Source organism: candidate division WOR-3 bacterium (assembly GCA_026418155.1).
Lineage (GTDB): Bacteria > Hydrothermota > Tepidihabitantia > Tepidihabitantales > CAIPLT01 > JAOABV01.
In genome coordinates, this window is record JAOABV010000050.1 from 1 (window position 1) to 12,063 (window position 12,063).

The window sequence follows — 12,063 nt, forward strand, 5'->3', positions numbered from 1 at the left end:
GAAATAAGGACTATATGAAGTGGCTTGAAAAGTATAAACCGACAATTCCTAAATTAGAAAAAGAGTCGGATTATCCTGAATGGGCAATCAGTATTGCCGAAACGCTCTTAAATAAAACTGGTACTTGGCGGATTTTCCGACCAATCTATGAAAATAAAATACCACCGTGTAATAACGAATGTCCGGCTAACGAGCAGATTCAAAAGTATCTTGATTTAGTAAAACAAAACAAGTTTAAGGAAGCCTACGAAACGATAATTGAAGATAACCCGTTTCCATCTATTACTGGTCGGGTGTGTTATCATCCTTGTGAACAGGCGTGTAATCGTAAAGATTATGATGAACCATTAGCCATTCATTGTTGCGAACGGTTTTTAGGTGATTTTGGACTTGAGGCAAAACTGCTATATAAACCAAAAGAGAAGAGAAAAGAAAAGATTGCCATTGTTGGTTCGGGTCCGGCAGGCATGAGTTCAGCCTATTATCTTGGTTTAGCCGGCTTTGCCGTAACAGTTTATGAGGCCCAGCCAAAACTTGGTGGTCTGTTAAGATATGGTATTCCATCTTACCGATTGCCAAAAGATATTTTGGATGCAGAGTTAAAGAAATTATTAGCATTACAAGTTAATTTCAAAACCAATTGCACAATTGGTAAAGATATTACTTTATCGCAATTAACTCAACAATACGACTTTGTGATTATCGCTACTGGCTGTGCCAAAAGTCGACCTTTGGATATTCCTAATGAAAAAGGCGAAGGTGTCTATTCGGGTTTAGAATTTCTTTCGGAAGTTAATGCCAAGAAAAAACCTAAATTGGGCAAACGGGTTGCTATTATTGGAGGTGGCAATACGGCAATTGATGCTGCACGGGTCTGCTTACGACTGGGCTATCAGCCGATTATCTTATATCGTCGAACCCGGGCCGAAATGCCGGCAATTGCTGATGAGATTAATGCTGCTGAAACCGAAGGCATTCCCATTGAATTTTTAGTGGCACCAGTTAAAGTCGTTCGCACTAAGAAAGGTAAAGTTAAAGGCATTGAATTAATCAGAATGAAATTGGGTGAACCGGATGCTTCAGGAAGAAGAAGACCTGTGCCTATTCCTAATTCTAATTTCGTTAAAAACATTGATGCGATTCTTAGTGCAATTGGCGAAGAGGTCGAGCTGTCAATTTTACCCCCAGAACTTAAAACTACGGGTTGGAGTATTGCGGTTGACGAATTTGGCCAGACAAATATCCCTAATGTTTTTGCGATTGGCGATTGTGTGACTGGTCCTAAGACTGTGGTTGAAGCAATTGGTGCGGGTAAAAGGGTTGCCCAATTCATTATTTGCCAAGTCCAAGGACAAAAGTTATCCCCAACAGAGAGCAAAAAACAGATTGTGACTTTTTCGCAATTAAATCCCACTTATTTTGAGCATCAACCCAGAGTATCTATGCCGCAAATTTCTCTTGCCCAACGAAAGCGTAGTTTTAAGGAAGTAAATACTGGATATAATAAAATAATGGTTAAAGATGAAGCTGAACGCTGTTTTTCCTGCGGAGTGTGTAATAAATGTGATAACTGTTTTGTCTTCTGTCCCGATTTATCGGTGATGAAAAATGAAGATTATGAATTTGATTATGATTATTGTAAAGGTTGTGGTGTTTGTGCGGCCGAATGCCCGCGTAATGCTATCACTATGGTTGAAGAGTCAAAAGTAGAGACAGAATGAAAACACTTAACAGTCCAGAAAGTGGTGCTGATAAAATTTATAGAAATACTGAGAGTAATAAATATTGTTATACTCTTTCAGTGGTAAATGACCAAAATTTAGGTTAAACATATGAGAAAAGTAATTACTGGTAATCATGCAGTAAGTTATGGTGCATTCTTATCTCGCGTGCAAGTAATTGCGGCTTATCCTATTACGCCTCAAACGCAGGTTGTCGAACTATTATCCGAATTTTGTGCTTCGGGAAAGTTAAATGCAAAGTTTATTAAAGTCGAATCCGAGCATTCGGCAATGACCGCCTGTATTGCCGCATCTGCAACTGGTGCCAGGGCTTTTACTGCAACTTCTGCCCACGGTTTGGCTTTAATGCACGAGATGCTACACTGGGCCGCAGGTGCTCGTTTACCGGTAGTTTTGGCGAATATTAATCGGGCGATGGGACCGGGTTGGTCAGTGTGGACGGACCAAAATGACTCTTTATCCCAAAGAGATGTCGGCTGGATTCAATTATATTGTGAGTCGAATCAGGAAGTGTTAGATACTACAATTCAGGCATTCAAAATTGCTGAGACAGTTCATTTACCAGTTATGGTCATATTAGATGCTTTCGTCCTTTCCCATACCTCGGAAGCGGTCGATATTCCTGAACAACATCTGGTTGATAAATTCTTACCCCCATTTGAATTAAAAACTAAATTAGACATCGCAACCAAAAAGTCTTATGGCGGTTTGACTAATCCAGACCATTATTTTGAAATTCGCTATAAAATTCAGAAAGCCCACGAAAGAGCACTTCCCGTAATTAAAGATGTTGATGATGAGTTTGGTAAGATGTTTGGCCGAAGATACGGTGTAGTTGAGTCTTATCGTTGCGAGGATGCTAAGGTGATTTTAGTAACTTCAGGAACTATTACAGGCACCGCGCGCGTCGTAATTGATAAGATGCGCGAAGAAGGAAGAAAAGTTGGTTTGTTGAAACAGAAATTATTTAGACCGACTCCAGTAGATGAACTTCGCACAATATTATATAAAGCCCAAAAAATTGCGGTAATCGACCGAAATATATCTTTTGGCCACTCTGGCGTATTTGCTCAAGAAATAAAATCAGCACTATATGGTCTACCAGGCGCACCACCGATTTTTGATTACATAATCGGAATTGGTGGTAGAGATGTAACTCCTGATGATATTAGAGAAATTATTGAACATACGATTAAGACTGAAGCGCCTCAAGAACCAATTATTTGGCGAGGCGTGCGATTATGATGAATTTTAGTGTTCGAAATTCTGTATTAAACAAACAACTAATGACTAATATTTAATACTAATATATGAGATATACCATACCAGAAAAAGAGTATATGTTTCCTGGACATGTTGCTTGTCCAGGTTGCGGTGGTGCTTTAGCCATGAGATTGGCATTAAAGGCATTAGGCGAAAAAACTATGGTAGTAATTCCTGCTTGCTGTTGGACGATAATTGACGGTCCTTTTCCCATTCATTCGCTGCATGTTCCGGTGCTTCACACCGCATTTGAAACCGCAGCCATTGCGGCCTCAGGCGTTAAAGCCGGTCTTGAAATTCAGGGTAAAAAAGATATTACGGTTATGGCTTGGGCCGGAGACGGCGGAACACTTGATATCGGAATTCAAGCCTTATCCGGTGCCGCAGAAAGAAATGATGACATAATTTATGCCTGTTATGATAATGAAGCATATATGAATACAGGTATTCAGCGTTCCTCAGCGACTCCCAAAGGAGCCTGGACCACCACAACTCCAGAAAAGACACCCAAAGCCGAACCGAAGAAAAATATTACGGAAATTATGATTGCCCATCGAATTCCCTATTGTGCGACGGCAACCTTAGCCTATCCCGAAGATTTGATTAATAAATTCAAAAAGGCGAAGGATATAAAAGGCACTAAATTCATTCATATATTTGCGCCTTGTCCCACTGGTTGGAAAATGGCACCGGATTTAATGATAAAAATCTGCCGCTTAGCAGTAGAATCAAATATCTTTCCTATATATGAATGTGAGAACGGAGTCAAATATACCATAAATATCAAACCCGAAAAGACCGTTCCGGTAATTGAATACTTAAAACCTCAAGGTCGATTTGCCCACTTGACGCAAAAAGATATTGAGCAAATTCAAGCCCAGGTCGATTTTGAATGGCAACTGCTCTTAAAAAAGGCAACCGCGGTTTACACCAAATAAGTCTCTTTTCCCGTTTGAAGTAAAATATTTAGGTCATTTTTCAAAAAACCCTTTAATACAATAAATAATTGATATTGCCTAATTCTCTTAACCTCTTAGATAGAGAATCATTATTAATTAATAGAGATTTACAAATAATTTATCTTCTTAATCATAATTTTTATTGACCTAAGAATTAAAAGAAGTAGGCACAGGGGCTAGGGTGGGGTTAGCCTTAGGCTAACCCAATCTTAGGATATTGCTATAAGAACTTTACCGGATAAGGGGCATACGGGGTCGCCTACCAGGTAGTCTGAAATGTCTCATTAAAGGTCTTAAAGACATCTTCTCCATCTATAAAACCTCGATATTCTTTTAAGGCTTTTAAAAAGGCATATTTCTTTATTTGCTAAATTGATTTTTAGAAAATTCAACAGAAAGTTAGGTAAGAAATTAAATAGGAAAAAACCTGCTATGGTTTACCTGTGACTTTTTAGAGTTCTTCTCAAAACTTATGCGAAAGTCACACAGATTACTCCTTAGTAATCTGTGCAAATTTCTTATTTTCGCAATTAAAATCTGGTTTGTAAAGATAAGAATCTGAGAATACTGAGAAAGTCAATTCTTACGATTGAATAAAATGAACTTGCTGGAATATTTCCAGATTTTTTCTGTGGTTTCTTCGATACGAATTCTTGCCGCAATGTTTTCTGTGGGCCCTTTTATAGAACGCTAAAATCTACAGGATTGACAAACTGAACATAAATCGCATAATAAAGAAATTATGAAAGAAGTTCTGATTATAGCCTATTACACACCACCGTTAGGAATGAGCGGAGTTATGCGCATTACCAAATTTGCAAAGTTTCTACCACGATTTGGCTGGAAAGTTAAAATCTTAACGGTCAAACCAATTGCTTATTATCATTACGATTACAATTTACTTAATGACTTGAAAGACATACCAATTTTCCGCAGTGAAAGCCTTGACCCAGCAAGAATCCTTTACTTTTTTCAAACTAAGTCAAATAAGATAAAAATTGAACCTAATAAAGTAAGTCAATTTCTCAATTTTCTATTTTTCCCAGATTCAAAAGTATTATGGATTCCTTTTGCTTATCGCTTGGGTTGTAAATTGATTGAACAATCAAGACCAGATGTTATCTTGGCTTCAGCACCACCATTTAGTGCTTTACTTGTTGGTTTAAAGTTAAAACAAAAGTATCAAATTCCCTTAATTGCTGATTTTCGCGATCCTTGGCCTACGGGCTTTGTTTCGCCGCCTCAATTTATGTGCGCCAAGATTAAAAGATTTCGCGACCAAATAATTAATAACTCAGACCAGATAATTGCAGTAAATTATCAAACCCGAGAAAAAATTGAATGTCCCCAAGCCGTAGTAATTGAGAACGGCTATGACCCCGAGGAATTCAAAATTCCTGCTTACCCAATATCTGGCTTTAACATTGTCTATACAGGCAATGTTTGGGAGAATTTTGATTTGTTAAAATCCGTAGCCGAAGCAATTATTGATATTAAAGATGTGAAAATAATTTTAGTGGGAAGTTGCGATGCTAAAACTTTAATTGAACTTAAAAAATATAAAAACATTGATTATTTAGGTATCTGTTCTCATTCAGAAACAATTGCAATTATGAAGTCAGCATCATTGTTATTATACCTTTCTAAACCTAATCAAGCAGTGGGAATAAAACTTTACGAATATTTTGGAGCCAATAAACCAATACTCGGAGTTGCTCTTGAATGTAATGAAGCAATGCGGTTGATTGAGAATCACGCAATAGGTATTGCCTTACCCTGCGAAAAGAAAGAAATTCGCGAAGCAGTTATGTTAGCCCAAGATAATAAATTTCCCTTTCAGCCCAAAGGAATTGAGAATTACAATCGGTTAAATCAGACTCAAAAATTAAGCGAGATAATGAATAAATTAATTAAACGCAAAATCAATTCATAAAATGGAATTCTTTAATTTATTCTACTTTTATGGATATTATTAATGTAATGTTAGGAAACATTATGCTAAACCAGCGATTAGCATCTTTGTGGTGAATAACAGAAGTGTCTTTCGTTCTTTATGCGATATAATCAAATTTTTGGGGAAATTGGGAATATGGTATTTTATGAGTATAATAAAAAGGCCGGCAGAGAAAAAGATACAATGACCATCGCCTTTCGTTTTTCGGCAATCTTTTCAGATGGTCTGCTTGACTTTTTGGGGTCGCTTATTTGATTGTCTAAAATGCCGGTCTCTCGGCAAGCCAATCGGTAATTTTCTTATATCACCCAGCGCATCCGCCTTGTCAACCTGCCAGATAATCTAATCTATTGTCATTTAGATAATTAGTCTAATCATCTGGTATATTCTTAAGTAGAGTATTGTCTATTTTAAATTCTATATTGAACAACTTACTGATTCAATTACGTTGTCCGGAAAAAATATAATAGTGTGCTCATCTTAACTAAATTGCCAAATCAACCCAAGATTTCGTTAAAATTTTGAAAAAAGATAATCGTCTTGATATGATTTAATTTAAATTATTAATTGTTTATTTTACCTCTTCCGCTCAAAAATCGAACCGATTATTCCGTTTTCCGACAAAATAGGAGTTCCAATATTCAATGCCACTGCTACGCGCCAATTTTCAGTTGGAAAGTCATAAATGTCGGCATCACTTCCAAAATCGATTTTAAGAAACTTCAGATCTAACCCCACGCTATAAGTGGTGCCAATACGCGCTCCCTCGGCATCGTTAAAATACCCCATTCTTATTCCTAAAACCCCAAAGGGTGCGAATTCGACACCCCACGAATACCACGAACCAGCTAATCCATTATATATGTCAAAAGCGATACAGATATGAGATGCTTCTGCAAACCATTTTGATAGCCATTCATAGTCTTTGCCAAAATCTATTAATTTTTTCCCTTGGAAAATATCATTTGCAGTAATTTTGTATGAAAAGCCTGTTTTGAAAGCACGTGGAAGGGGGTCGCCTTCTGATTCAGGTGTATACGCTATTCGCGAACCAATATTCTGCCTTAAAAATCCAAAGCTAAGTTGACCGATCATACTGGCTGGAGAACGTATTAAAATACCATAATCTTTTGCCAAAGCACTTCCGCTACCACCGTTTCCCATCTCCAATCTTCTCAACACCCAATCTGGAACTAAAAAAGAGTATATATCTTTCAGTGTGAATCCGAAACTAATTATAGGCTCAATTCCAATTATTGACAAAGGTGCAATACTTATTGACCATGCTGTTGCCTTATCGAAAGATGTATACTCGCCTAAATAGTTTCCGTTTGCGTCTATTACTTCTGTTTTCCCCGTATTTAAATAGGTTCGCGAAAAAGCAAATGTCAAACCTTTGTAGACAGGCACTGAAAGACCTATATACTCATAATACATTCCAGGATAAAGTCCTGGAAGCCAATCGCATATGTTGTAAGAAAAATCTATACTCTTTTGAAAACCAAGACCTGCTGGATTATAATAAGTTGCAAGAGCATCATCAGCAATTGCCGTAAATGCACCACCCATTCCAACCGCCCGAGCACCTGGGTAAATCATTAGGAATACGGCCCCAGGATATTCACTGGCGGTCGTAATTATCGGGCATATTAATAATAGTAGTAATAGGTCTTTAAATTTTTTCATATTTGTTTCAACCTCTCTTTTTACTAATTAGAACAATTTACCAACTCTTTATTTAACTTCCGTTTTTCTTTTTCAACAAATATTTAATTTGTAATAAAGACTAAAACAAAAATCCAACTAAACCAACACCAAATACAAGAACTGTTCCGGATTCACTTAATGTTTCATCGCTTAAATTGTCGAAATAAATTCCCGCCTCTATTGGAACACCAAGATTCTGATTTACCACTGGCATAACTCCAACGGCAAATTTGATTCGCATTCCATCTATCGTATTCCTATAGTAATAGTCTTCTAAATAGTCTTCTATACTAACTGAAGAAATCATATAATTTATGCCTATCCCTGTATAAAAATAGAATAAGCCTTTAGGTACACCAACCATAACAAGAGCTTTTGGCCCAAATGCACTCTGCAAAGCCGTGCTCCCGGCAGTTGATGCAGATGTTAAAGATATGTCAAATCCTATTCCGAAACTTTTAGCAGCGAAGAAAACAAAATTGGGTGCAAAGGTGAAAGAACTAATTGAACTTCCATCATATGAATATAAATTCCCTGAGGTGTTTGTGAAACTTATCAATCCACTTATCATAATATTTCCTTTGCTTATAGCAGATTTAGAAGATTCCGTCTCAATTTTTTCGGTAATTGGATGCATAATCTCTGGATATTTTATAGACTCCTTATCGTACTCTATTTTGAGAATATTTGTTTTACGTATCTCAACTTTTCCGAAATTCGTCTCAACAATTAAGTTTGCCGTATCCTGGTCAATTACAATACCTTTGATAGAAGTCCCATCTTTAAGGTAAATAGTTTGTATATTTTGAGCAACCACATGCGTAAATGAGATCATAAGAATTAAAAGAAAGATTACTTTAAAATATTTAGGCATAATGCCTCCTTACCTACTTGGAAAACATTCAGAGAAGTCTTCCCGGGGAATAACATAAACACTTTTCTCCATATTAATATTTAGTTCTCTTTTAGAACTATACATAATATTTTATTTGCTAATTATTAGTTGTCAATGTTTTTCGCAAAGAAGACAATTAATTCATAGTTTATAGTCTGTAATCCAGTTTCTTTTTGAGATACTGAATCAAATTCAGTGAGTCTTTATTAATTCATGGACGTTTGGTTAAATTTTTCTTAATGATAACTCACTTTTTCCTTTGTTTTTAAATTGGCGTGGGCTGAAGCCAGTCTTGCGACACATACTCTAAATGCTGAGCAACTTACATAATCGAGTCCAATCTTATGGAAAAATTCAATTGACTCCGGATTACCACCATGTTCACCACAAATGCCAACTTTTAATTTCGGATTTACACTTCTGCCAAGTCTGACTGCTATCTTCACAATCTCACCAACTCCTTTTGTGTCTAACACCTCAAATGGGTCATTGGCTAAAATTCCGTTTTCTATATATAAGGGCAAAAATCTACCCGCATCATCTCGGGAAAATCCAAATACAGTTTGCGTCATATCATTCGTGCCAAAGGAAAAGAACTGGGCATATTTTGCAATCTCATCCGCAATTAAAGCCGCACGCGGAACTTCAATCATTGTGCCCACTAAATATTGGAGTCTAATCCGATGTTTTTTGATAATCTCATCCGCAACTCTAATCACCAGTTGTTTCTGGTTGATAAATTCCTCTATCGTGCTGACTAATGGTATCATTATTTCAGGAAAAACCTTTACGCCTTCTTTAGTCACTTCGCAAGCCGCCTCAATGATTGCTTGGACTTGCATCTCAGTAATTTCTGGATAAGCAATACCCAATCGACAGCCACGAAATCCTAACATCGGATTGTCTTCTTTTAGTGAACTGATAATGTTTTTGACTTGTTCAACTGAATATCCCATATCTTGGGCCAGTTGAATAATTGCCTGTTCGTCTTTGGGAAGAAATTCGTGCAGTGGTGGGTCAAGGGTTCTAATTGTTACGGGTAAGCCATTCATTACTCGAAATATTTCCTTAAAATCTTCTTTTTGCATTGGCAGGAGTTTTGCTAATGCTTTTTTACGTGTTTCAGTATCAGGTGCTAAAATCATTTCCCGCATTGCTGAGATTCGATTCGGCCCAAAAAACATATGCTCGGTTCGGCACAAGCCAATACCTTCAGCCCCAAATTTTCGAGCGGTTGTCGCATCTTGGGGAGTGTCCGCATTTGCGCGCACTTTTAACTTTCTAATACTATCGGCCCATTTTAAGATAGTCTTGAATTCATTGGAAAGTTCAGGCTCAACCGTAGGAATTTTTCCTAAATACACTGAGCCGCTCGTGCCATCAATTGTGATTATTTCGCCTTCGTTTATCTCTTGATTGCCAATCTTGGCTTGCTTATTTACCTCATCGACCATAATATCTTCACAGCCCACAATACAGGGTTTTCCCATTCCGCGAGCAACAACTGCCGCGTGTGAAGTCATACCACCAGTAGCCGTAAGAAATCCGACTGCATGTGCCATACCAGCAACATCTTCGGCTGAAGTCTTTGGTCTGAGTAAAATTACTTTTTCTCCAGATTTTCCCAATCTAACTGCTTCAGCACTACTGAAAATTACTTTGCCTGAGACTGCACCAGGTGAAGCCGGCAATCCTTTTGCTAAGGGCTTTTGCGCTACTTTATCCGGAAGCATTGGATGAAGCAAGGCTTCAACTTCATCGGGTGAAATTCTTAAAACCGCTTCTTCTTTAGAAATTAGACCTTGTTTTGCCATATCATAAGCAATTTTAACTGCGGCTTTTGGTGTCCGTTTACCTCTTCTGGTCTGTAAAATCCAAAGACGATTGCGCTCAATGGTAAATTCTACATCTTGAACATCTTTATAATGATGCTCTAATTTTTTTAAGATTTGTAATAATTGGCGATAATTTTGAGGATGGGTTTTTTGTAATTTTTCAATTGGGAGAGGAGTTCTAATTCCAGCAACAATATCTTCGCCTTGAGCATTGATTAGATATTCGCCATAAGGTCTTTTTTCACCTGTTGCCGGGTCTCGAGTAAAAACCACACCCGTGGCAGAAGTTTCGCCCATATTTCCAAATACCATTGCTTGAACATTTACTGCAGTTCCCCAATCTTCAGGAATCTTATAGATTTTTCGATATTCTTTAGCCCGAGGATTATTCCAAGATTCAAACACCGCAATAATTGCTTTCCAGAGTTGCTCATAAGGGTCTTGAATAAATGGTTTACCCGTAAGTTCTAAAACTTTTTCTTTATATCTTTCAATTAAATGCCAAGATGCTTGTTTTTCTTCTTCGTAAATTTTATCAAAATCATCTTGCGGTAAGCGCATCACCACATCAGTAAACATCTCAATAAACCGACGATAACTATCTAAGGCAAAAAACTCATTTTTAGTTAATTCGGCTAATCCTTTAGTAGTTTGGTCGTTTAATCCTAAATTTAAGACTGTATCCATCATTCCGGGCATTGATGCTTTAGCCCCAGATCGCACTGATAATAAGAGGGGATTTTTCGGATTACCAAATTCTTTATTTGTTATCTGCTCAATATACTTAATACCTTTTTTAACTTCTACTTCTAATTGTTTAGGATATTTGCCGGTTTTGAGATATTCCACACAGGCTTTAGTACTAATCGTAAATCCAGGGGGAACTGGTATACCAATATTAGTCATTTCTGCAAGGCCCGCACCTTTACCGCCTAAAATTTCAGCAAGTTTTGCTGAGCCATCGGCTCTTTTACCACCAAAACGATAAATCCAAGACATATTTTTCTCCTAATTTATGTTAAATAAAATTAGTATTATGTATTCTAATCTCAGTCGTTACGACTCTCATCTGCGCAGAATTAGATTTAATATAATCGTTAAAATTAAAGATAAAATCAACGACGAGATTATCGGAAAATAGAATGTAAAATTTTTCCTTTGGATAAAAATATCTCCAGGTAATGGAAAGATATGAAGTTTACTAATAAGAATTATTCCCAGTCCCAAAACAATTAGAAAAAATCCGAGAATTATCAAAATTTTTCCCAAAGAAGAAAAGTCACTCATTGTAATTTTGCCAAAAACCGCACGGATTAAACAAAAACAAACATTTCTATATCAGTTTTCCTCTTTTGCCTCAGTATCATTTTGGCTAACATCACTATCTGTTTCTGAGGCTAAAAAGTTTTGGACAATTTCTAAGGCTTGTTCATAATCTTCTTCATCAACCAAAATTTCACCCCAGGCCGGCCGCATCATTTTAGCAATGCCATTATACCAAGGAATTTGATAAGAACGAAGCACTACCGGAATACCGGATTGTTCTAATAGCGATTTAATACTCATCGCCATAAGTTCATTCTCGGGTTTATAAACTTGTTTTAAGGGCATTTTTATATTATAAACTTGTATTAACAATATCTTATTAAAGCGATTATATTGGGTTTCAATTAAAATGTCAAGAATATTTGAGGGGTGGGCAAAAAAA

At 36.9% G+C, this 12,063-nt stretch carries 10 protein-coding genes; 5 read left to right on the forward strand and 5 right to left on the reverse strand.

The window, feature by feature from the left end; translation table 11 throughout:
* From N2201_05945 to N2201_05965, 5 genes are all read left to right on the forward strand, one after another.
* The coding region (locus N2201_05945; GenBank protein ID MCX7785748.1) for an NAD(P)-binding protein at positions 1–1,721 on the forward strand (1,721 nt) is incomplete at its 5' end.
* A gap of 111 nt (positions 1,722–1,832) precedes the next feature.
* Complete coding sequence (gene porA / locus N2201_05950; GenBank protein MCX7785749.1) at positions 1,833–2,987, forward strand: pyruvate ferredoxin oxidoreductase; 1,155 nt, start codon at positions 1,833–1,835, stop codon at positions 2,985–2,987.
* A gap of 65 nt (positions 2,988–3,052) precedes the next feature.
* Positions 3,053–3,943 (forward strand): 3-methyl-2-oxobutanoate dehydrogenase subunit beta, encoded by an 891-nt coding sequence (locus tag N2201_05955; GenBank protein ID MCX7785750.1) that lies wholly within the window; start codon positions 3,053–3,055, stop codon positions 3,941–3,943.
* A 763-nt stretch (positions 3,944–4,706) separates the two neighbouring features.
* Positions 4,707–5,897: a glycosyltransferase gene (locus N2201_05960; GenBank protein MCX7785751.1), complete on the forward strand. Its 1,191-nt coding sequence runs from the start codon at positions 4,707–4,709 to the stop codon at positions 5,895–5,897.
* A gap of 120 nt (positions 5,898–6,017) precedes the next feature.
* Positions 6,018–6,173, forward strand: coding sequence for a hypothetical protein (locus N2201_05965; protein MCX7785752.1), 156 nt, complete (start codon positions 6,018–6,020; stop codon positions 6,171–6,173).
* Between the two features lie 321 nt (positions 6,174–6,494).
* Here the strand turns inward: N2201_05965 and N2201_05970 are convergent, their stop codons facing one another.
* The 5 genes from N2201_05970 to N2201_05990 all read right to left on the reverse strand — a co-directional run.
* The gene (locus N2201_05970) at positions 6,495–7,604 is read right to left on the reverse strand and encodes a PorV/PorQ family protein (protein MCX7785753.1); all 1,110 of its coding nucleotides are present in this window, start codon (positions 7,602–7,604) and stop codon (positions 6,495–6,497) included.
* A 100-nt stretch (positions 7,605–7,704) separates the two neighbouring features.
* Positions 7,705–8,499, reverse strand: a complete 795-nt coding sequence (locus N2201_05975) for a hypothetical protein (GenBank protein ID MCX7785754.1) — start codon at positions 8,497–8,499, stop codon at positions 7,705–7,707.
* 257 nt (positions 8,500–8,756) lie between these two features.
* Positions 8,757–11,354 carry a pyruvate, phosphate dikinase gene (ppdK, locus tag N2201_05980; protein MCX7785755.1) on the reverse strand — a complete coding sequence of 866 codons (2,598 nt, stop codon included), beginning with the start codon at positions 11,352–11,354 and terminating at the stop codon, positions 8,757–8,759.
* A gap of 66 nt (positions 11,355–11,420) precedes the next feature.
* On the reverse strand, positions 11,421–11,642 hold the full coding sequence (locus N2201_05985; protein MCX7785756.1) for a DUF2905 domain-containing protein: 222 nt from the start codon (positions 11,640–11,642) through the stop codon (positions 11,421–11,423).
* A 51-nt stretch (positions 11,643–11,693) separates the two neighbouring features.
* Positions 11,694–12,063: DUF2007 domain-containing protein (locus tag N2201_05990; GenBank protein MCX7785757.1), on the reverse strand; the 370-nt coding region annotated here is incomplete at its 5' end.

Coding starts and splice junctions, on each gene's coding strand:
- porA (MCX7785749.1), top strand. CDS start 1,833: ATGAGAAAAGTAATTACTGGTAATCATGCAGTAAGTTATGGTGCATTC.
- N2201_05955 (MCX7785750.1), top strand. CDS start 3,053: ATGAGATATACCATACCAGAAAAAGAGTATATGTTTCCTGGACATGTT.
- N2201_05960 (MCX7785751.1), top strand. CDS start 4,707: ATGAAAGAAGTTCTGATTATAGCCTATTACACACCACCGTTAGGAATG.
- N2201_05965 (MCX7785752.1), top strand. CDS start 6,018: ATGCGATATAATCAAATTTTTGGGGAAATTGGGAATATGGTATTTTAT.
- N2201_05970 (MCX7785753.1), bottom strand. CDS start 7,604: ATGAAAAAATTTAAAGACCTATTACTACTATTATTAATATGCCCGATA.
- N2201_05975 (MCX7785754.1), bottom strand. CDS start 8,499: ATGCCTAAATATTTTAAAGTAATCTTTCTTTTAATTCTTATGATCTCA.
- ppdK (MCX7785755.1), bottom strand. CDS start 11,354: ATGTCTTGGATTTATCGTTTTGGTGGTAAAAGAGCCGATGGCTCAGCA.
- N2201_05985 (MCX7785756.1), bottom strand. CDS start 11,642: ATGAGTGACTTTTCTTCTTTGGGAAAAATTTTGATAATTCTCGGATTT.